Annotated in this window: 19 protein-coding genes; 13 read left to right on the forward strand and 6 right to left on the reverse strand. The window is 69.0% G+C overall.

The features are described 5' to 3' along the window. Window position 1: 1 nt before the first annotated feature. The 4 genes from prmC to DEO45_RS01440 form a co-directional block, all read right to left on the reverse strand. Complete coding sequence (gene prmC / locus DEO45_RS01420) at window positions 2-829, reverse strand: peptide chain release factor N(5)-glutamine methyltransferase (RefSeq protein WP_114340548.1); 828 nt, start codon at window positions 827-829, stop codon at window positions 2-4. Then, a complete protein-coding gene (locus DEO45_RS01425; RefSeq protein ID WP_114340549.1) occupies window positions 822-4,964 on the reverse strand; it encodes a hypothetical protein in 4,143 nt (1,380 codons plus the stop codon). The genes prmC and DEO45_RS01425 overlap by 8 nt, the downstream gene beginning before the upstream one ends. A 191-nt stretch (window positions 4,965-5,155) precedes the next feature. After that, entirely contained in the window at window positions 5,156-6,343 is a 1,188-nt protein-coding gene (locus DEO45_RS16415) for a hypothetical protein (RefSeq protein ID WP_223250736.1), read from the reverse strand. Window positions 6,344-6,527: 184 nt separating this feature from the next. Beyond that, window positions 6,528-9,209 (reverse strand): M1 family metallopeptidase, encoded by a 2,682-nt coding sequence (locus DEO45_RS01440; protein ID WP_114340552.1) that lies wholly within the window; start codon window positions 9,207-9,209, stop codon window positions 6,528-6,530. Between the two features lie 319 nt (window positions 9,210-9,528). Here DEO45_RS01440 and DEO45_RS01445 point away from each other — a divergent pair, with 319 nt between their 5' ends. The 5 genes from DEO45_RS01445 to DEO45_RS01465 all read left to right on the forward strand — a co-directional run bounded on the left by DEO45_RS01445 (window position 9,529) and on the right by DEO45_RS01465 (window position 13,863). After that, window positions 9,529-10,494, forward strand: coding sequence for a LysR substrate-binding domain-containing protein (locus DEO45_RS01445; RefSeq protein WP_114340553.1), 966 nt, complete (start codon window positions 9,529-9,531; stop codon window positions 10,492-10,494). A 128-nt stretch (window positions 10,495-10,622) separates the two neighbouring features. Continuing rightward, on the forward strand, window positions 10,623-11,042 hold the full coding sequence (locus tag DEO45_RS01450; RefSeq protein ID WP_114340554.1) for a rubrerythrin family protein: 420 nt from the start codon (window positions 10,623-10,625) through the stop codon (window positions 11,040-11,042). Between the two features lie 137 nt (window positions 11,043-11,179). Continuing rightward, window positions 11,180-12,523 (forward strand): (Fe-S)-binding protein, encoded by a 1,344-nt coding sequence (locus tag DEO45_RS01455; protein WP_114340555.1) that lies wholly within the window; start codon window positions 11,180-11,182, stop codon window positions 12,521-12,523. Between the two features lie 156 nt (window positions 12,524-12,679). Continuing rightward, window positions 12,680-13,261, forward strand: coding sequence for a DUF3501 family protein (locus DEO45_RS01460; protein ID WP_114340556.1), 582 nt, complete (start codon window positions 12,680-12,682; stop codon window positions 13,259-13,261). 95 nt (window positions 13,262-13,356) lie between these two features. Then, the gene (locus DEO45_RS01465) at window positions 13,357-13,863 is read left to right on the forward strand and encodes a hypothetical protein (RefSeq protein ID WP_223250737.1); all 507 of its coding nucleotides are present in this window, start codon (window positions 13,357-13,359) and stop codon (window positions 13,861-13,863) included. 22 nt (window positions 13,864-13,885) lie between these two features. Here DEO45_RS01465 and DEO45_RS01470 read toward each other — a convergent pair whose 3' ends face one another. Beyond that, complete coding sequence (locus DEO45_RS01470) at window positions 13,886-14,404, reverse strand: adenine phosphoribosyltransferase (RefSeq protein WP_114340558.1); 519 nt, start codon at window positions 14,402-14,404, stop codon at window positions 13,886-13,888. Between the two features lie 41 nt (window positions 14,405-14,445). Further along, window positions 14,446-14,709 carry a DUF2007 domain-containing protein gene (locus DEO45_RS01475; RefSeq protein WP_114340559.1) on the reverse strand — a complete coding sequence of 88 codons (264 nt, stop codon included), beginning with the start codon at window positions 14,707-14,709 and terminating at the stop codon, window positions 14,446-14,448. A 108-nt stretch (window positions 14,710-14,817) separates the two neighbouring features. Here DEO45_RS01475 and DEO45_RS01480 point away from each other — a divergent pair, with 108 nt between their 5' ends. From DEO45_RS01480 to DEO45_RS01515, 8 genes are all read left to right on the forward strand, one after another. Continuing rightward, window positions 14,818-16,590 (forward strand): glutamine--tRNA ligase/YqeY domain fusion protein, encoded by a 1,773-nt coding sequence (locus tag DEO45_RS01480; protein WP_114340560.1) that lies wholly within the window; start codon window positions 14,818-14,820, stop codon window positions 16,588-16,590. 13 nt (window positions 16,591-16,603) lie between these two features. After that, on the forward strand, window positions 16,604-17,164 hold the full coding sequence (locus DEO45_RS01485) for a nucleoside deaminase (RefSeq protein ID WP_114340561.1): 561 nt from the start codon (window positions 16,604-16,606) through the stop codon (window positions 17,162-17,164). After that, window positions 17,161-17,877, forward strand: a complete 717-nt coding sequence (locus tag DEO45_RS01490) for a TVP38/TMEM64 family protein (protein ID WP_114340562.1) — start codon at window positions 17,161-17,163, stop codon at window positions 17,875-17,877. Before DEO45_RS01485 ends, DEO45_RS01490 begins: the two co-directional genes overlap by 4 nt. Before the next feature lie 334 nt (window positions 17,878-18,211). Next, window positions 18,212-18,703 (forward strand): type IV pilin protein, encoded by a 492-nt coding sequence (locus DEO45_RS01495; RefSeq protein ID WP_114340563.1) that lies wholly within the window; start codon window positions 18,212-18,214, stop codon window positions 18,701-18,703. Window positions 18,704-18,706: 3 nt separating this feature from the next. Further along, the gene (locus DEO45_RS01500) at window positions 18,707-19,180 is read left to right on the forward strand and encodes a GspH/FimT family pseudopilin (RefSeq protein ID WP_114340564.1); all 474 of its coding nucleotides are present in this window, start codon (window positions 18,707-18,709) and stop codon (window positions 19,178-19,180) included. Continuing rightward, window positions 19,177-19,737 (forward strand): type IV pilus modification protein PilV, encoded by a 561-nt coding sequence (gene pilV, locus DEO45_RS01505; protein WP_114340565.1) that lies wholly within the window; start codon window positions 19,177-19,179, stop codon window positions 19,735-19,737. Before DEO45_RS01500 ends, pilV begins: the two co-directional genes overlap by 4 nt. Before the next feature lie 26 nt (window positions 19,738-19,763). After that, window positions 19,764-20,846, forward strand: a complete 1,083-nt coding sequence (locus DEO45_RS01510) for a PilW family protein (protein ID WP_114340566.1) — start codon at window positions 19,764-19,766, stop codon at window positions 20,844-20,846. Further along, window positions 20,846-21,403: a type IV pilus modification PilV family protein gene (locus DEO45_RS01515; RefSeq protein WP_114340567.1), complete on the forward strand. Its 558-nt coding sequence runs from the start codon at window positions 20,846-20,848 to the stop codon at window positions 21,401-21,403. The genes DEO45_RS01510 and DEO45_RS01515 overlap by 1 nt, the downstream gene beginning before the upstream one ends. The last annotated feature ends 26 nt before the right edge of the window (window positions 21,404-21,429 follow it).

Below are 21,429 nucleotides of genomic sequence, written 5' to 3' on the forward strand. Positions count from 1 at the left end.
CCTACACGCTCCTGCGGCCGCCGGAAACGCGATCGCGTTGTTCCAGGTCCTGCGCGCTGAAAACGTCGGCATAGCCGGCCTCGGCGAGCAGCGCCCTCACTGCTGCGCCCTGGTTCCAGCCGTGTTCGAACAACAGCCAGCCGTCTGGGTGCAGGTGGGCATGGGCGTCGGGCACGATGCGGCGGATGTCGTCGAGACCATCGGGGCCGGAGGCCAGCGCGCTGGCGGGCTCGAAGCGCAGGTCGCCCTGCGCCAGGTGCGGGTCGGCGGCTTCGATGTATGGGGGGTTGGAGACGATCAGGTCGAAACGCTCGTCGGCCAGCGGGACCAGCCAGTCGCCATGCACGAAGCTGACGTTGCCGATGGTGTGGCGTTGCGCGTTGCGGCGGGCGACGGCGAGCGCGGCGGCGCTGGCGTCGGTGGCGACCACCCGGGCAAGCGGACGTTCGCATGCAATCGCCAGCGCGATCGCGCCGCTGCCGGTGCCGAGGTCGGCCGCGCGGCAGGCAGCATCGGATGGCAGGCGTTGCAGCGCCAGTTCCACCAGCAACTCGGTTTCCGGGCGGGGGATCAGCGTGGCCGGACTCACTTCCAGTTCCAGCGACCAGAAGCCGCGCCGACCGGTGAGGTAGGCCACCGGTTCGCCCGCGGCGCGGCGTTCGACCAGCGACGAGAAAGCCGTCTGGGCATCCGTATCCGGCTCATCGTCGGCGTGCGCGAACAGCCAGCTGCGCGGCTGCCGCAATACGTGCAACAGCAGCAGCTCGGCATCGGTGCGCTCGCCGAGCCGCGCGCTGGCCGCAGCCAGCAGATGGCGGACATCAGGCATGCGGCGGCTCGCTCGTCGATGGCGGCAACTGCGGCGGCGTCGCGCCCGGCTTCGGCGCGCGCCTGCGCCAGTAGCCGCCATGCGTCCACGCCTCGAACGCCCAGCGCAGCCAGCCGATCAGCGCGTTCGCCAGCCACAGCGCCCACGCCAGCATGGCCAGCTTGTAGACCCACAGCGACACGCTGAACACGCCGGCGCCGGGCAGCGCACCGGCGCTCTGGTCGGCGAACCAGTGCAGGTCCCACGCATGAGAGGCGTTGCCGGCCACGTGCATGTCCGGCAGGCCGAGCAGGCCCTTCGGCACCGCGCCGATCAGTACCGCCAGCGCCAGCACGGTGAGCAGCGCGAGGCCCAGCTGCATCAGGTTGAACTTCGTGCTGCCCAGCTGCTCCGACGGCGTGCCGCGCGCGCGCAGGCCGAGCAGGATCAGCCAAGCCACCACCAGCGCATAGGCGCTCCACGCGAATGCGGAGAAGCCCAGTCCCAGCAGCAGCCAGTGGCGGAAGCGCAGCGGCGTGGGCGCATGGCGCGCGAGCAACCACGCGGCGAGCAGCAGCACCACCAGTTGCGACCAGTACAGCACCGCCGGCCCGGTGGTCGGCCCCCACGTCCACAGCACCCAGCGATCCTGCGGCAACTGCAGCGCGAGGTCGATGTTCGCCACCGGCGCGTGCAGCGCGAACAGCGGCGTGCGCGTGCGTGCGGCGACTCCATGCGGCTCGCGCAGGCGCAGCGTGTAGCCGTGTTCGCCCGGCAGCAGCGGCAGGCTGAGCCTGCCGTCACGCACGGCCAGGTTGACCGGCTCGCCGTCGCGCATCGCGTCCAGCAGCTCGGCGCCGGCCGGCAGACCGATGGCGTGTTCGCCGCCGCGGGTGCTGCGCGCGCGCAGGCCCAGCGTAGTTTCGGTGGCACGCTCGCCGGCGCGGCTGCTCACCTGCACGCCGTCGAACGCGAGGCTGTTGCCGGCGATCGCGACCGGCTGGCTGAAGGCCAGCTGCAGGCGCTCGCCGGGCAGCGGCTGGTACAGCAGCCCCTCGTCGCTGGCGCTGGTCGGCACACCCTTCGCATCGACGTGCCACATCGGCGCGGCGTGGACTTCCCACACCTCGGCCCGCTCGCCCAGCGTCGGTGCCTCCAGCGCCAGCGTCGCCGCGTGGTCGAGCCGACTGATCCAGCTCACCTCGTCGCTGTTCGCATTGAAGGTGATGCCGATGCGGCCGTCCTTCACCTGCACGCCATCACCCAGCGGATGCTCGCCGGGCAGCAGCGGCAGCGTGATGCTGAAGCCTCCATCCTGCGGGGCGATCCGTTCGACCGTGTTCTCGACCGTCCAGTCCACGCCCAGTTGCAGGCGGCGGGTCAGCCGCACATAGGGCGGAAAACTCTGGGCGGGCGGCAGGTCCTTGCCGTCGCTGGCCGTGCGCAGGCGCTGCAGGGCGATGCTGTCGCCCAGCGGGCGGCCGTCGTCGACCCCGGCCAGCGACCAGCCCTGGCCGCTGAACGCGATGCGCTGCGGCCGCAGCGCGAAGCGCAGGTTGGCGCTGTCGGCCGCGCCGATGCGGTAGTGCAAGCCGACCCGATGCACTCCGCGCTCCAGCCGCAGCAGCAACTGGTCGCCACGGCGGCTCAGCGCTGCGTTGGCGCGGCCGTCCACGCCGACGTCGAGCAACTGCAGCGCCTCGCCGGCCTGCGGCAGCGGCAGCGCGACCGTCGCGCCTATGTGCGCTTCGAGTTCCACGTCCAGCGTGTCACCGCTCGCCTGCAGTTGCGCCTGCGCCACGGCGGCGCAGGCCGGTGCGCACTTTGGCGCCTCGGTCAGCCGGTTGCGCAGCTGGTTCAGCAGTTCCTGGTCGGGCAGGCTCTGCGCATGCAGGCCGGCGGGCAGCAAAGCGATGGCCAGCAAGGCGGCGCCCACCGCGCTGCCGCCGCGCCAGCGGCCGCGCAGCGGCGTCAGCAGCAACGGCACCAGCTTCGCCAGCAGCAACGCCAGCAAGCCCACCATGAGCACCCGCAACAGCCGCACCAGCCAGGCCGGCGCGATCACCAGGTGCGTATCCTGCTGCGCGGTCACCGGGCCGGACCAGCCGAGCCGGTAGTCGTTGCCCTGGTCCCAGTGCGGCGTACCGGCGCCGGCCTGGGTCGGGCTGCGGCTGTCGACGGTGCTGCCGGCAAGGGTCGATACGCTGCTCAGGTTCTGCACGGTTGACCCTGTGACGGTGACGGCTTCCAGCGACAAGCTCGAACCGTTTCGCGTCGCCATCGCAGGTGCCGGTGGTGGCGGCGGCATCGCCGCATCGGCGGAAACTTCGGCGACCGATGGCGGCGCCATGGGTGCAGGCGCCGGCGCCGACTGCTTCATCCGCGCCTTCGCATAAACCTCTTCCTGTGCTGCCTGCTCGGCATAACCCACCGAAACAATCCGGCTCTGGCTTCCGCCTTCCAGCTGCGGATGCAGCGCGTACTGCAACTGCGCCGCCGCGAACGGCAGCGTCCACAGCACCGCCAGCGCGAAGACCGCCACCGCCACCGCGCGCGCCGCCGCGCGCAGTCGCCCTTCCGGCAACGCGCGCAGCAGCAGGGCCAGCGCCAGCGTCGCCGCCAGCGTCCACAGCGGCGCAGCGTGCTCGTGCTGCGCCAGCGCCAGGTAGCCGGCGGCCAGCAACGCCCACGGCCAGCCGAGCAGGCGGCCGGCCAGCAGCGCGATCAGCGCCACCACGAACAGGTCGAGCAGGCTCCACTGCGCCACCCACGAATCGGGCGAGCGGTCCACGCCGGTCGCGCCGAGCAGGCGGTAGCCGTAGGGCAGGTGCAAGGTGGCATCGATGCTTTCCAGCGGCAGCTGCCAGCCGGCACTGGGAATCGCGCCGCTGTGCGTGGGCAGGCGCAGGCCAGCGTCGAGATCGAGCTGCTGTCCGCGCAATTCGACACCGCTGCGCCCGTCCCCGCCGTTGCTGACCAGCAGCGGCTCGCCGCCGTGGCTGGCCCGCTGCAACCGCCACGGCGCCGCGACCTCGAGGCGCTGGTGATGTCGCAGCTCGCCGCTGAGGTGGTCGGCCACACTGAGCCCGCCGCCGTCGAAATCCAGCCACAGCTGGCGCTGCAGATGCAGCTGGTCGCCCTTGCCGCCTTCGTCGCCGCGCGTGCCCTGCCCGATCGCCAGGCCCGCGCCGTCGTCCAGCACGAACGCCGGCAGCTCGCGCCACTCGTCCGGCACGCCGGCCTGCGCCGCGTCGGTGGCGTGCCCTTCCACCCGGGTGTTGCGCAGCGCGGGATCGTCGGCGTAACTCCAGATCTCCTGCCGCGGCCACGGCGCTGCCGGAAGTTTCAGAACCACCCTGGCCAGCGGTGCCACGCTGCGCGCTTCCAGCGTGACCGTCCACTGGCCCGGACGCAGCTGCACGCGCAGCCGGCCGTCGCTCTCCAGCCGCGCGGGCAGCTCGCCGGACAAGGCGGTGGCCACGAAACCATCGGGCAGCGCCGGGCCGAGCAACTGCTCGCGCGCGCTGCCGGTGACGTTGAACTGCAGCTGCGTCGTGAGCGTGGCCGGCAGGCCGTCGGCCAGCCGGCGATATACGCGAAGCGCCAGCGCGTCGGCGGCGCGCTGCGCGGCGGCAGCCTCGCCCAGGGTGAGCTGCTCGCCGTTGCGCTCGATGCGCGTCACCGCCGCGCCATCCACGTTCAACACCACCAGGCCGATCGCCGCAGGCACGCGCAGGCGCGCCGGACGCGTCGTCCACGGCAACGTGCCGCGCAGCTGGTAGTCGCCGGGCGCCAGCCACAGCATCGGCTGATCGCCCCGCTGCAGCACGGTGGCCGGCTGGCTGTTCGCGCTGACCTGCTGCGGCCAGTTGCGTGCATCGCCGGGCAGCGCCACCCAGCTCGGCGCGTCCACGCGCACGTCCAGGCTGAAGCGGCCACCATCCTTGCCGGCATCGAGCAGCAGGCGGCCGGGCCAAGCACACTGGCGGTTGCCCACGTTCGGCGCCTGGGTGGCGAGGAGTGGGCAATCGTGCTGCGGCACGTCGTGCAGTACCCAGCCCTGCCAGTCGCGCAGCGGCGGCGGCACCTCCTGCGCCGGCAGCGGCGCCGCCAGCAGCAACCACAGACCCAGCAGTCCGAGTATCCGAGCAAGCATGCGTTTCTCCCCTGTGCCATGCGGCCGGCACAGTGTAGGTGGAACTTCGCAGGTGCACAGCCGGGCCTGCTGCCGGCAACGGTCCGGCGGCAGGCCGGCAGCGGTCACCGATCCAACGCAGCAGGCGGAACAAGGGGTTGTGCGTGGGTGGCCATGGCGAAAGCCTTCGCGCGAAGGCCCCGCAGCCGCACTCATCCGGAAATCGCGAACACGCATTCGTCCGCCCCGTAGCTGCGGCAGCAGACGGGAAAGATCCACAATTCGCGCGGCGCGATGGCCGGCCCCAGCAGGCCTTCCAGGAAACCGCTGAAAAAGCTGCAGCCGGAGCGCCCGTGCTGGGCGCACAAGGGGCTGTGCAGCAGGTGCAGTTGGCCGTCGCGCCGCTCGACCTCGACAAACGCATGCAGCGCCGGCACGCCGATGGCATCGAACGCCGCGTCCAGATCCAGCCCGGTATCCAGTGCGTATTCGCGCTCGGACAGCCAGGCGCCGACGCGCTGCCCGGCCAGACGCAGCGAGGATTCGCGTGCACCGGCGGCGACGGCGCGCTCCAGCGCCTGCAGGCGCGGCATGATTCGCGGATATTCGTTCGCCAGATCGGCCAAGGCCTGCTCGACCGCGGGCACCTCCGCCTCCAGCGCGACCACTTCGACGAACGGCTCGGGCGCGGGTTTCGCCGACGCAGGCTTCGCTGGCCGCCGGACCAGCAGCGCCTCGTACAGCTCCGGCTCCACCGCCGGCGGCACGACCGGTGCTGTGTCGCCGGCTGCCGGCGCCACACGCGCTGCAGGCGGAGGAGGCGCCGGAACCGATTTGGGTGTCGGTGTCGGTGTCGGTGTCGGTGTCGGTGTCGGTGTCGGTGCCGCTGTCGGTGTCGACGCGGGTCTGGGCGCCGGCTGGCGCCGGCTGATGACCCGGTCGCCGGGCGATTCCGGTGCTTTCCTCGCGGGAACGGTCGGCGCGGCATCGACGGCCCCCGGCGCCACGCTCGCGACCGGCGCCACCGGCCGCGCCGCGGCGGGTGCCACACCGGCTGCTGCAGCCGGCGTCGCGACCGGCGGAATGCGTGCAGGCGCAGGTGCCCGCGGCGGCGTGTTGCCGGCGATCGGGGGCGAGGCGGCGAAATGCGGCCTCGACTCGCCCTCGACGAAGGGAAAGACCTTCACGCTGATGAAGCGCTGATAGCCATCCATCACGGCCTCGAGCGGCCGCCTCTTGCGTGACGGACCTTGCACGACCATGGTCAGCAGAATGCCATGGTCGTCTTGGACCAGTCGCTGGCGCAGCAGGACGAAACCGTTGTCGAGGACCAGTCGCCCGACCTCCACCAGCAGACCCTCCCGTTGTTCCGAGAGCCCCTGGATTTCCAACTCGATCATCAATCTCCCCTGCCTTTATGCGCCAGCGGCGACGCGCGTCGTGCCGGCCATCCTACGCCGGCCGTATTGCCGAAATGCGGACGCAGAGCCGGAATTCCCGTTCCGGCGCAATCGCCCGCGAGGTTTTTCCGCGCAGCAAAAAGCCCCGCCGTGGCGGGGCTTTCTACCGGACTTCCGGGCCCGCTCAGCGCAGGATCGCTGCGGGGTCCTGCTTCGCCTTCAGCGCGCTGCACAGCTGGATCGATTCGCCGGTTTGCGCCAGGCCGCGGCCGATACCGGCGGCATCCTTCTCGTGGGTCTTGAAGAATGCCTGCAGGCGGTCGTACTCGGCGCCGGAGCAGCCGCCACCTGCGGCCATCGACGGCAGGCGGCCGCCGGAGAAGCTGCCGGTGCGCTCCAGGATCTGCGCGTAGTGCGCGGTGAACCACGACCACATCGCGTCGCGCTGGGCCAGCGTATCGCGGCCGCCGCGCAGCAGCATGGCCATCTCGCCGACCTTCACCGGCTTGGTCAGCGCGAAGTCGCGCACCTGTTCGGCCAGCGCCGGATCCTCCACGCTGGCGAGTCCACCGAGGATGCCGTTGCGTAGGGCCGGGTCGCTGGTCTTCGGCAGTTCGGCGATCAGCGCATCGACCGCGCTCTTGCCGTGCTCCTGCGCCGCCACTCCCAGCGCGTCGCCGAGCAGATCCGGGTCGGCGGCAGCGAGGTCCAGATGGCCATCCGCCTTCGGCTTGAGCGCCGCCTCGCCCTGCTTGAGCAACGCAGCGCGCACTTCCGGCAGCTTGAAGTCGAATGCCAGCGAGCTGGCCAGGCTGCTGCGCATCAGGGCGGCATCCTCGGATTCACCCGCCTTGCGCTGGTAGTCCAACTGCTCCAGCCGCGGCAGGTAGGCGGCCTTCGCCCACGCGGCCAGATGCGCGCGCTGGGCATCGGTGACGGCAATGCGCTGGTAGAGGCCGCCGACCATGCCCAACGGCGCGAGCGCCACTTCGCGGATCTTCGAGCCAGTCAGCGGCTGCAGCGCGGCCAGCACCTGGCCCGCGTCCAGGTCGCCGCGGCGGAAGCTGGCGTTGATCGCATCGGCATAGGCCAGCTGCTCGGCGTCGCCGAGCTTGCCGACCTGCTTGATCAGGCTGTCGAGCCCGGCCTTGTCGAGGCTGAAGCGGTAGTAGCCGCTGGCGTTCGCGTTCGGCATCACCCAGGTCGGGTTGCTGGCGCCGTGCAGCACCATCGAACCGCTGGTCTTGTCGAGCATCTCGCAGGCGATCTTGCTGCCACTGCTGGTGCCGTAGCGCACGCATACCGGCACGCCCCAGATACGCTGCGGGTCGCCACTGCTGCCGACCGGCAGGTAGCGGCTCTGGCTCAGCTGCAGCACGGTCTTGCCATCCTTCTGTTCGAGCCTGGTCGCCACGTAGGGCACGCCGGACTGGTCGAGGAAGCTCTTGAATGCGTGCTTGAACGCGTCGCCCTTGCCGGCCGCGGCGGCGATCGCGGAAACCAGGTCGTCGGCGGTCGCATTGCCGAACTTCTGTTTCTGGATGTAGGCGCGCATGCCCTTCTGGTAGGTCTTCTCGCCCACGTAGTTCTCGAACATGCCGATGACGCTGGCGCCCTTCTGGTAGGTGATGCCGTCGAACGCGGTCATGATGTCGCCGTTGCCGGTGATCGGCTGGCGGATGCTGCGCGCGCTGGTCAGGCTGTCGTTGCTCATCGCGCCCTGCGCGCCGCGCACGCGGTCGAGGTCGGCGCGGTATTCCGGGTGCACCTGCATGGTGACCTTCTGCTGCATCCAGGTGGCGAAAGCCTCGTTGAGCCAGATGTCGTTCCACCACTCGGTGGTGACCGTGTCGCCGGTCCATTGGTGCGCCAGCTCGTGCGCGTTGACGTTGAACGAACCGCGCACGTTGCGCGCGGGTGAATCCTTGTCGAGCAGAAGCAGCCAGTCGCGGAACGTCACCAGGCCCGGGTTCTCCATCGCACCGGCCTCGAAGTCCGGCGCCGCCAGCAGGTCGAGCTTGCCGAACGGGTAGCCGAAGCCGTAGTAGTTTTCCAGCGCATGGATGATGCTCGGCGTCTCGGAGAGCACATGCTGCATGCGATGCCCTTCGCCCTTGGCGGCGATGCCGCGCAGCTTGAGCGGCTCGGCGCGGTAGGCGTCGGGCGAGATGTCCGGGCCGTCGACGATGTCCCACGGACCGACCGCGAACGCGACCAGGTAGGTCGGCAGCGGCAGCGTCTGCGCGAAGGTCACGGTTTTCCAGCCCTTGCCGGCCGGCTGCTCCTTCACCTGCCTGGTATTCGCCACCACGTTCTCGTGCTCGGGCACGGTGATGGAGATGTCGAACGGGGTCTTGAAGCCCGGCTCGTCGAAACCGGGGAAGGCGAAGCGCGCACTGATCGGCTCCATCTGCGTCATTGCATACGGCTGGCCCTTCGCGGTGACCTTGTACAGGCCCTGCAACTGCTGGTTGAGCGGCGCGGTGTACTCGAACTTCACGGTGAGATTCTGCGGCTTCAGCGTGCTGCCGAAATCCACCCGCGCCACGCCGGCCTTCGGGTCTGCGGCGACGTACTTGCCGGCGTGCGCGTTGCCGGCGGCGTCGGTGACGGTCACCTTCGACACCGTAAGCGACGCGCCGTCCAGCCAGAGGTGGTCGGAGGCCTGGCCCAGCTTCACCCTGATCGTGGTGGTGCCGGAGAAATCCTGCTGCGCCGGATCGACCTTGAACGCCAGCTGGTACGACTGCGGCACGGCCCAACCGGGCAGCCGCCCCTGCGGCACCTGGTCGGCGGTGGCGGCGAACGCGGCTCCGCAGCAGGCGGCCAGCGCGGTGAGCAGGAGGGGACGGGCGAGTCGGCGCATGAAGGTTTCTCTGGCGTGGGGAAAAATCCCAAGCTAGAGCCGGCATGACTTCCGACCCAGTGCCAGAAGACATGCCCTCCGCACAGCCGGCGTGGCCCCGGGGTCGCTTGCGAAAAAACCAGAAAAAAACCGGCGATGAAGCGGACTTCATCGCCGGCCGGGGAAGCCCGCGCGCCTGCGGGGGAGAGGGAGGGCAACTCCGACGCGCGGGGTATCACGAGCGCAACGTGGCACAGGATAGGCGGCCCGCTTGCATTGCTCCAATTGATTGTTACCATCCGTGTCATAGCGTATGGCTATTGCCCAGCCGGGACGATCCATGAACCTGCGCGATCTCCAGTACCTGGTGGCCCTGGCCGAACACCGGCACTTCGGCCGCGCCGCGGACGCCTGCTTCGTCAGCCAGCCCACCCTTTCCACCCAGATCAAGAAGCTGGAGGAGGAACTGGGCGTGCCGCTGGTCGAGCGCACGCCGCGCAAGGTGCTGCTGACCGAGGTTGGCCGCGACATCGCCATCCGCGCGCGCGACGTGCTCAACGGGGTCGAGCAGATCCGCAGCGTGGCCCGGCGCACGCTCGATCCGGAATCCGGCACGGTGCGGCTGGGCATCTTCCCCACCTTGGGGCCGTACCTGCTGCCGCATGCGCTGCCGCTGGTGCGCCAGGCATTTCCGAAGCTGGAGTTGCTGTTGGTCGAGGAAAAGACCGAGACGGTGCTGCGCCTGCTGCGCGAGGGCAAGCTGGACGCCGGCATCCTCGCCCTGCCGCTGCACGAGGACAGCCTGCACAGCGAGTTCCTGTTCGAAGAACCCTTTCTGCTGGCCGTGTCGGAAGCCCACCCGCTGGCGCACAGGCAGGGCCAGCTGAAACTGGCCGACCTGTCCAACCAGAACCTGCTGTTGCTGGAAGATGGCCACTGCCTGCGCGACCAGGCGCTGGAAGTGTGCCATCTCGCCGGCGCCGTCGAGCGCAGCGGCTTCCGCGCCACCAGCCTGGAGACGCTGCGGCAGATGGTGGCGGCGAACGTGGGCATCACCCTGCTGCCGGTCACCGCGGTGAAGCCGCCGGTGGCGCCGGTGGCGAACCTGCACCTGATCGAGTTCAGGGGCCAGCCGCCGAGCCGGCGCATCGCCATGGTCTGGCGCAAGAGCTCGGCGATGGCCGGCTTCCTGAAGCGACTGGCGGCGGTGTTCCGGCAGTTGCCGGCCGACCTGCTGAATCCGCACACGGCCGCCACGCCCACCCTGCCGCCCGCTCCGCCCGCGCGCAAGCCGGCGCGCCGATAGCCGCGGGCTATCCGCCCGATCCAGACAATCAATTTCATCGCAGGCCCGCCGCGCGCTAGGCTCGGCCGGTCACGACCGTGAAGGCCGCACTTGCAACCCCTCCCAGCCCAACGCCACGAGGTGATGTCATGAGCAACCTGAAAGGCTCCAAGACCGAGCAGAACCTGAAAGACGCCTTCGCCGGCGAGTCGATGGCCAACCGCCGCTACCTGTACTTCGCCGGCAAGGCCGACGTCGAGGGCTACAACGACGTTTCCGCGGTGTTCCGTTCCACCGCCGAAGGCGAGACCGGCCACGCCCACGGTCACCTGGAATACCTCGAGGCGGTGGGCGACCCCGCCACCGGCCTGCCGTTCGGCGGCACCCAGCTGAACCTGAAGAGCGCCATCGCCGGCGAAACCCACGAATACACCGACATGTACCCGGGCATGGCCAAGGCCGCGCGCGAGGAAGGCTTCGACGAGATCGCCGACTGGTTCGAGACGCTGGCCAAGGCCGAGCGCTCGCACGCGAACCGCTTCACCAAGGCGCTGGGCGACATGGCCTGAGAAGCCGCTGAATCCGTCATTCCCGCGCAAGCGGGAATCCAGCGACTCCGGTAGCGCCCGGTAAGGTGAAAGACACTGGATCCCCGCTTGCGCGGGGATGACGGTGGTCGATTGAGCCGCCCGGATCAGGACACACCATGGCCGACACCATCCACGAAACGCGCGAAGGCAACCTCGACGCGCCCACGCGCCATCCGCTGGGCCAGCACGAGCCCGCTTTCTGGGACGCTGCGGCGCTGGAAGCGGAAATGGAGCGCGTGTTCAACATCTGCCACGGCTGCCGTCGTTGCGTCAGCCTGTGCCATGCCTTCCCCACCCTGTTCGACCTGGTCGACGCCTCCGCGACGATGGAGGTCGACGGCGTCGACAAGGCCGACTACCCGAAGGTCACCGAGCAGTGCTACCTGTGCGACCTCTGCTACCAGACCAAATGCCCGTACACGCCGCCGCACCCATGGAACGTGGATTTCCCGCATTTGATGCTGCGCGCCAAGGCGGTGGCGTTCGCGCGTGACGGCGCGCCGCTGTCGTCGAAGATCCTGTCCAGCACGCGCACCGTGGGCAAGCTCGCCTCGATCCCGGTGGTGGTGCAGGTGGTCAATGCCGCCAACCGCAACCCGGCCGCGCGCCAGCTGCTGGAAAAGACCATGGGCGTCGACGCGAAGGCGCGCGTGCCCGAGTACTTCGCGCCGACCGCGCGCAAGCGCCTGCGCGACCTCGACGGCCGCGGCGAAGCGGTGCCCGCGGGCCGCACCCGCGGCAGGCTCGCGCTGTTCGCCACCTGCTATTGCGACCACTCCGCGCCCGGCGTGGTCGAGGACCTTGCCGCCGTGCTGGCGCACAACGCGATCCCGACCCGGCTGGTCGAGCAGGAAAGCTGCTGCGGCATGCCCAAGCTGGAGCTGGGCGACCTCAAGACGGTGACGAGGTACAAGGAGCGCAACATCCCGGTGCTGGCGAAGATGGCACGCGAAGGCTGGGACTTCACCGCGGCCATCCCGTCCTGCGTGCTGATGTTCAAGCAGGAACTGCCGCTGATGTTCCCGGATGATCCCGAGGTAGCGCTGGTCCGCGAGCGCTTCTTCGACCCGTTCGAATACCTCGCCGAACGGCACAGGGCCGGCCTGCTGCAGACCGACTTCAAGGCTTCGCTGGGCAAGGTGGCCTGGCAGGTGCCCTGCCACCAGCGTGTGCAGAAGATCGGCCCGAAGACGCGCGAGATCCTGCAACTGGTGCCGGACACCGAGATCACCACCATCGAGCGCTGCTCCGGCCACGACGGCACCTACGGCGTGAAGCACAAGACCTATGCGCTTTCGCGCAAGCTGGCGAAGCCGGTGGAGAACCGCGTGCAGCAGGCCGAGCCCGACCACTTCAGCAGCGACTGCCCGATGGCCGGCGGCCACATCGCCCACGGCCTGGGCGACCAGCCGGCGGCGGAACATCCGCTCAGCCTGCTGCGCAAGGCTTACGGTGTCTGAGAAACCCGTATCTGTTGCCGTCATTCCCGCGAAAGCGGGAATCCATGTTGCCTTTGTGCCGCGGGAAAGAATGGATTCCCGCTTTCGCGGGAATGACGTCAGAGCGAGACTGTGTGTGCACTCATGGCGCCATGCAAATACCACCCTGGACACGCCATGAACGTGCTGACCCGCGCCGACCTGCTCTCCCTCGAAGCCTACGCGCAGCAGCGCGCCGACTCCCGCGCCCGCGTGATGGCGCACAAGCAGCAGCGCACGGTGCACCTGGGCGAGCACCTCACGCTGATCTTCGAGGACCGCCTGAGCATCCAGTACCAGGTGCAGGAGATGCTGCGCATCGAGCGCATCTTCGAGGCCGCCGGCATCCAGGACGAACTGGACGCCTACAATCCGCTGGTCCCCGACGGCAGCAACCTCAAGGCCACCATGCTGATCGAATACCCCGACGTCGAACAGCGCAAGCGCGAGCTGGTGCGCCTGCGCCATATCGAGCACGCGATCGCGCTGACCGTGCACGGCCGCGCCGCGGTCGTTGCGGTCGCCGACGAGGACATGGAACGCAGCAATGACGAGAAGACCTCCGCGGTACATTTCCTGCGCTTCGAACTCGATGCGGCGATGATCGCGGACTGGCGCGCCGGCGCCGCGGTCACGCTGGCCTCGACGCTGCCGGCGCTGCCGGTCGAGGTGGCGCTGACGCCCGGCCAGCGCCATAGCCTGGCGGCGGACTTCGCCTGAGCGCGCGCAAACTCCTGCTCACGGCCGTCCTGCTGCTGGTGCTGTGGGGCGGCGTCTCGTGGTGGCGCCACCGGCCGCTGCATCCGCCGCCCGGCGTGCTCGCACCCGACGCCCCCGAACAGGTCGATCTCGACGACGGCGCGAAACTGCAGCGCGGCGACGTCACGCTCACCACCCGCGCGCACTTCGACATCACCGCCCGCGTGCTGTCGCGCAAGGATTATTCCCGAGGTGCCGATGCCGAGCTGATCCCCGAGGATCTCGCGCTCGGCTGGGGCCGCATGTCCGACAGCGCGGTGCTGGCGAAGATCGAGATCACCCAGTCCGATCGCTTCTATTACTGGCAGGTCAAGGCATTCCCGATTCCGCGCCGCGAGATCGAGACCTCCAGCGCCAACATGCACATGATTCCCGCCGACGATGACGTGAAACGCGAACTCGAACAGGTGCGCCAGGGCCAGCTGGTGCACATCGAAGGGTTCCTGGTCGACGCCAGCCGTGCCGACGGCTGGCACTGGAACACTTCGCTGACCCGCGACGACACCGGCGCCGGCGCATGCGAGCTGGTCTATGTGGAGCGTGTCGACATTTCCGCGCCGTGACGACGGGGGGCGGCCTGCCGCCTCAGCAACGCAGCAGGCTGTACAGCGGCGCGCCACCCTGCCAGCGGACGCGTCCCTGCAGCGCAGGCAGCTCGATCACCACGCTGGCGCCGAGCAGTTCGGCACCCAGCTTGCCGACCAGGGCCGCGGCCGCCGCCAGCGTGCCGCCGGTGGCCAGCACGTCGTCGACCAGCAGGGCACGCTCGCCCGGCCCGATCGCGCCGGCCTGCGCCTGCAGCCGGTCGCTGCCGTATTCCAGCTGGTAGTCCACCGTCACCACCGGCGGCGGCAGCTTGCCTGGCTTGCGCAGCGGCACGAAACCGGCGTGCAGCTTCTGCGCCAGCGCGGCGCCGAAGATGAAGCCGCGCGCCTCGATCCCGCACACCGCCTGCACGCCGCGGCCCTGCCACGGCTCGGCCAGCGCGTCGATGCAGCGGGCGAAGGCGCCGGCATCGGCGAGCAGCGGGGTGACGTCGCGGAACATCACGCCGGGTGTAGGGAAATCCGCCACGGCGCGGATCAGTGCGGTGAAATCCTGCATCGGTTTTCCTCGGATTGGGCAACCGCGGGGACCGGCACTTCTCAGCAGGGCGCGGGACACGGATCGTCGGGCAGATCGCCGACCTCGTCGATCGCCAGCCGGGCCTCGACCTCGCGCACGATGCCGCCGGCCTCGGCCAGGCTCGATTCGGGCACCATCACCGCGATGTAATCCATCGCCGGCAACTGGCCGACCCCGCCGGTGAGGTACTCGCCGGCGATGAACGCCGGGATGCCGCCCGCCTCCAGCGCATCCTTGACCAGATGGGCATCGAACAGGTTCCCGGCGCGGTAGACGGCGTGCATGTCCCGCACGCTAACCCGCCACGGCACGCGGGGCAAGGCTTCCGGCGGCCGTGGCGGCGACAAGGTAAACTTGTGCATTTCCACCTCTTGATTCGCGAGTCCGAGCCGATGCCGACCGACCACCCCGCCGCATCTGCCGCCCCGACGGCTGCCATGCCCCAGGCGGCACCCCCTCAGGACTTCATCCGGCAGATCGTGCGTGACGACCTCGCCGCGGGCAGGCACAAGGCGATCCATACCCGCTTCCCGCCGGAGCCGAACGGCTACCTGCACATCGGCCACGCCAAGGCGATCTGCCTGAGCTTCGGCATCGCGAAGGAGTTCAACGGCTGGTGCAACCTGCGCCTGGATGACACCAACCCGGGCAGGGAAGACCCCGAGTTCGTGCAGGGCATCAAGGACGACGTGCGCTGGCTCGGCTACGACTGGCACGAGCTGCGCCACGCCTCGGACTACTTCGACGTGTTCTACCGCGCCGCGCTCAAGCTGATCGGGGACGGCGTGGCCTACGTGGACGACCTCAGCGCCGAGGAGATGCGCGCCTACCGCGGCACGCTGACCGAGCCGGGCCGCCACTCGCCGTACCGCGAGCGCAGCGTGGAGGAAAACCTCGACCTGTTCCGCCGCATGCGCGCCGGCGAGTTCGCCGACGGCAGCAAGACGCTGCGCGCGAAGATCGACATGGCCTCTGGCAACATCAACCTGCGTGACCCGGCGCTGTACCGCATCCGCAAGGTCGCCCACCAGAACACCGGCGATGCGTGGCCGATCTACCCGATGTACGACTTCGCGCACGCGCTGTCCGACGCGATGGAAGGCATCACCCACTCGCTGTGCACGCTGGAGTTCGAGGACCACCGCCCGCTGTACGACTGGTGCGTGGACAAGGTGGACCTGCCGAACCATCCGGAACTGTGGCAATCGGTGGTCGCCGCGGGCCTGGAAGCGAAACCGGCCAAGCCTCGGCAGATCGAGTTCTCGCGGCTGAACCTTTCCTACTGCATAACCAGCAAGCGCAAGCTGGCGCAGCTGGTCGGCGAAGGCCACGTGGACGGCTGGGACGACCCGCGCATGAATACCCTGCGCGGCCTGCGCCGGCGCGGCTTCACCCCGGCCGGCCTGCGCCTGCTGATCGAACGCGTGGGCGTCTCCAAGCAGAACAGCGTGATCGACTACGCCGTGCTGGAGAACTGCATCCGCGAGGATCTGGACGCCACCGCGGCGCGCCGGATGGCCGTACTCGACCCGCTGAAGCTGGTGATCACCAACCTGCCCGAGGGTCACGAGGAAACGCTGAGCTTCCCGAACCACCCGAAGGACGAAAGCTTCGGCACGCGCGAGGTACCGTTCGCGCGCGAGGTGTGGATCGAGCGCGATGACTTCGCCGAAGTGCCGCCGAAGGGTTTCCACCGGCTGAAGCCGGAAGGCGAAGTGCGCCTGCGCGGCGTCGGTATCGTGAAGTGCGGGCAGATCGTCAAGGACGCCAGCGGCAACGTCACCGAGCTGCACTGCACGCTCGACCCGGATACCCGCCATGGCCTGCCCGGTGCCGACCGCAAGGTGAAGGGCACCATCCACTGGGTCAGTGCGACGCACGCGGTGTCCGCCGAAGTGCGTCTGTACGACCGCCTGTTCAGCGTGCCCGCGCCGGACAGCGAGGAGGACGGCAAGAGCTGGCTCGACCACGTCAACCCCGAGGCCAAGCGCGTGGTGCGGGCATGGCTGGAACCGGCCGCCGCCCGCGTCGAGCCGGAGCAGCGCTTCCAGTTCGAGCGGCTCGGCTACTTCGTCGCCGACCGCGTCGACCACCGCGCCGACGCCCCGGTGTTCAACCGCACGGTGACCCTGCGCGACGTCTGGGCCAGGCCGGCCGGCCAGTAGACGGAGCGAAGGCATGCTGCCGCTGCAAATCCATCTCACCCTACCGCCGTGGATCGGCGACGTCGCCGACACCAACCGGCGCTACCACAGCGACGAGGAGCGCGTAGGGCTGGCGATCGAGCTGTCGCGGCACAACGTGGATCGCGGCGGTGGCGGCCCATTCGGCGCCGCTGTGTTCAACAATCACAGTGGCCGGCTGGTCGCCGTCGGCGTCAACCGCGTGCTGCCGCAGAGCTGCTCGGTCGCGCATGCCGAGATGATGGTGATCATGATTGCGCAGCAGCGCCTGAGCCGGCACCGGCTGAACGAGGATGGCGGCCATTACGTGCTTGCCACCAGCGCGCAGCCGTGTTGCCAGTGCTATGGCGCCACCGTGTGGGCGGGTATCGACGAGCTACTGATCGGCGCGCGGGCGGAAGACGTCGAGGAGCTCACCGAGTTCGACGAAGGTCCGCTGCCGGCCGACTGGGTCGGCGAACTGCAGCGCCGCAACATTGAGGTCCGCCGCGACATCCTGCGCGAGCAGGCGTGCAGCGTGCTGGCCGCCTACGGCACCACCGGCACACCGTATTGAGCCGCTGGCGCGCCGCGCTGCCGCTGATCCTGCTGGTGCTGGCCGGCATCGTGCTGTTCGCCTCCGGTTCGCTCGACAAGCTCAGCCCGCACCAGCTGGTGACGCACCAGGCCGAACTGCACGCGCAGATCGCCAGCCACCCGTGGCTGACCCGGCTGGCCTTCATCGGCTTGCTGACGCTGACCGTGGCCACCGGGATCCCCGGCACCATCGTGGTGATCCTGGCCGGCGGCTTCGCCTTCGGCGTGGTCGACGCCACCGTGTGTTCCTCGTTCGGCCTGACCCTGGGCTCGCTGGTGCTGTACCTGGCCAGCCGTTACGCCTTCGGCGCCGGCAGTCGCCGCCCGCCGACCATCGCGGCGAAACTGCACCATGGCTTCGAACGCCACCCGGTGAGCTACACCCTGTTCCTGCGCTTCGTGCCGGTGGCGCCGTTCGGCCTGGTCACCGTCTGCCTGGCCTGGCTGCGCTGCCCGCTGTGGCTGTTCCTCGGCGCCAGCTGGCTCGGCGGCACCGTCTCGCTGATCTTCGAAACCTCGATCGGCGCCGGCCTCGGCGACGCCATGAGCCACGCCAGCAGCTTTGGCCCGGACCTGTTCCTGCGCCGCGAGATACTGCTGCCGCTGGGCGCGATCGCCCTGCTTGCGCTGCTGCCGCTATTGATCGAGCGCCTCACCCGGCGCCATCGACGGGGAACCCGGCGCATCGACTGAATGCCGTGCCACCTCCGGGCGACCGCCATGCCATGCGCACCCGGACGCCTCGACACTCCTGCGGGCGCTGAAATTTACGTGCGACTAGCAACCGGCGCAAACCGCGGCGCTATCCCGAGCGCTGCCGCCGGGGCGTCGCCAGACCACCTCCCGGGGCAACTCGAAAGTTCGTGCGCAAAGGCCTCCAACCCCGTCAAATATCGCCGGATCGTCAAATTGACATTGCCGGGGGAACAACCCATATTCCCGTCAGGGCATGGCGTTAGCCCGTGATGCAGCACACGGACAGGCTTGTCGGTCAACCCACACAATGCCGGCAACCCTAGGGGGGAATATGCCAGGTTCGATCCACACCGATCGACGGTTCACGCCACCGCCGCGCACGTACTTGCGCCGGGCGCAACCCGTCTCTCTCTCGCACGGCTTCACCCTGATCGAGCTGATGATCACGGTGGCGGTGATTGCCATCCTTGCCGCCATCGCGGTGCCCAGCTATTTCCAATACACCCTGCGCTCCAACCGCTCGGCGGCCGAGAGCGTCATGCAGGAAATCGCCGGCGCACAGGAGCGCTACATGGTCGATTCCCGACAGTTCGCCGGCAACCTGAGTACGCTCGGCTACACCGTGCCGAACACGGTATCGCCCAACTACAACGTCGTGATGGTGGCCACCGCGAGTTCCGCCTCGGGCGGCACGCCGCCGAGCTACACCGTCACCGCCACGCCGCAAGGTACCCAGGTCCGCGACACGGCCTGCGCCACGCTCACCCTCAACGGCGACGGCAGCAAGCTTGCCAGCGGCGGTGCCGCGAACTGCTGGAAATGAGCCATGCGCACATCGCGTAGCCGCGGCTTCACGCTGGTCGAGATGCTGGTCACCCTGGCCATCTTCGCCGTGCTGCTGATGATCGCCATTCCCTCGATGCGGCCGTTCCTGCAGTCGCAGAGCGTCAAGAACGCCTCGATGGATATCGTCTCCTCGGTGGCGCTGGCGCGCAGCGAGGCGATCAAGCGCAACGCCACGGTCGACGTGACGGCCACCAGCGCGACCGACTGGAGCCGGGGCTGGGTAGTCAGCCAGAACACCCCGGCCGCGACCATCCGCAAGCAGCCCGCCCTCGGCAATATCGTGATCACGCCCTCCGGCGGAAGCTTCAGCTTCGACGGCAACGGCCGGATGACCACCACGGGGGCTACGTTCGCGATCGCGCCGATCAACAAGACCGGCTCGCAGCCGCTCTGCCTCAACGTCACCGTGGGCGCCACCGGCCGCGTCGAGTCCACCAAGGTCACCTGCCCATGAAGAACCAGACCGGCATGATGTTGATCGAGGCGCTGGTGTCGCTGGTCATCGCGGCCATCGCCCTGCTCGGCACCGTCACCCTGATGGCGAAATCCACGCGCAGCGAGATGGAGTCGTACCAGCGGGTGCAGGCATTGACCCTGGTGCAGGACATGGCCTCGCGCATCAATGCCAACCGCCAGGTGGCCTCGTGCTATTCGAACGGCGCCAGTGGACTCAATACGGCCACCCCACCCCTGCCCGTCTGCGCCCTGGGTACGGCCGTCCAGTCCGCCACCGCCAACGCCGACCTCGCGGCGTGGCAAAGCGCGCTGCTCGGTTCCCGCGAGGTTTCCGGCAGCTCCAAGGTCGGCGCCATGATCGGCGCCGTGGGCTGCATCGACCAGGTTGTCCCCTTCGACCCCAACTACCCGGTCTATCGCGTCAGCGTCGCCTGGCAGGGCCTGATGGCTACCGCCAAGCCGAAGCTGACATGCGGGAAGACACCGATCGGCGACAACAACCTTCGACGCGTGATCAGCGTCCAGATCCAGATCGCCAACCTCACGACGACATGATGACTCCTCGCGCCCACGGCCAGCCCATGTCGCATGCCCGCCAGCAGGCAGGCATGTCCCTGATCGAGCTGATGATCGCCGTCGCCATTGGCCTGGCGCTGCTGGCCGGCCTCAGCTCGCTGTACGTCTCCACCAGCAAGGCGCGCACGGAGTTCAACAAGACCTCCGAGCAGGTCGAGAACGGCCGCTTCGCCCTGCAGTCCATCACGCGCGACATCGAGATGGCCGGCTTCTACGGGCGCACCAGCCCAACGCTGGCCACCTCTGGCTATGCCCTGTCAGATCCCTGCGCCGCGGCGCCCGCCTCGATGGGGTTCAGCACGACTCCGACGCTCACCGTTCCGCTCCCGGTCTACGGGCCAGCGCTGGCCGCCACCGTTCCTTCGTGCCTGGCGACCACCCTTCCGAACATGCGGGCGGGCGCCGAAGTCCTCACCGTGAGCTATGCCTCGGGCAGCGTCACCGCTACGCCCAGCGGCACCGAGTACTACCTGCAGCGTTCCGGTTGCGAGACCGACAGCGTGTCGTTGGTCTACAGCAACACCGCCAGTGCCTTCACGCTGCACAACAAGGCAGCCGTTGCCGGGGGCACCTGCAGCACCAGCACCTCCGCCGAACTGCGCAAGTACGTCGAGCGCAGCTACTACGTGGCCACCTGCGACGTATGCAGCGGCACTGGCGCCGATACCACGCCGACGCTGAAGATGGCCGAGTTCGTGAACGGCGCGATCCAGGTCTCCTCGCTGGTCACCGGCATCGAGGACGTGCACTACAGCTACGGTATCGATGTCGACAACAACGGCTCGCCGGACTGCTACGTCGACAACCCGTCCGACACCAGCGCCGTACCACCGGCCTGCGCCACCGCGGTGGCAGCCGCCTCCTACGCATGGACCGCGTCGGCCACTGCCAACTGGGCCAATGTCACCGCCGTCCGCGTCAACCTGCTTTCGCGCAACCTCGACAACACCGCCAGCTGGACGGACACCCGCACCTACGACTTGGGTCGCGCCGCGGTGAACGGACCCTACGGCGACCACTACAAGCGGCACGTCTACGGCACCGTGGCACGTGTCTGGAACACCGGCGGCGTGCGGGAGAACCAGTAATGAAGACCTCGCCGTCCCGCGCCTCGCAGCGTGGCTTCACCCTGGTGATGACGCTGATCTTCCTGGTCATCTTCATGCTCTTCGCCATTTCCATGGTCAGCTCGAGCATGATCAACACCAAGGTCGCCGCCAACCAGCAGTACCGGCTGGAAGCCGGCACCGTGGCGCAACAGGGCATCGAGCAGGTGATGAGCCAGCCGTTCATCCGCGTGCCGATCACCGCCATCACCCCCGTGGCGGTCGACGTCAACGGCGACGGCATCACGGATTTCACTGCCCAGGTCGCGCCTCCCGCCTGCCTCGACAGCAAGGTGATTCCCAATGCATCGCTGCCGCTGGGCGACGTCTGCAAGGTGCCCAACAATCCCAACGGCAACCTGATCCTGCCCGGTCCGTCTTCCTCGGTAGCCCCGCCCCCGACGGCACCCTCGATGTGCTCCGCAACGGATTGGGACATCCAGTCCAGCGTCGCCGATCCGAACAACACCGCCGTCGCGGTCACCGTGCACCAGGGCGCCTCCGTCCAGGTTCCGATCGGCACGCCCTGCCCCTATTAACCTCGCATCCGTCCCCGCGGAGTAGC

The sequence above is a fragment of the Rhodanobacter denitrificans genome, from assembly GCF_003335105.1.
Lineage (GTDB): Bacteria > Pseudomonadota > Gammaproteobacteria > Xanthomonadales > Rhodanobacteraceae > Rhodanobacter > Rhodanobacter denitrificans_A.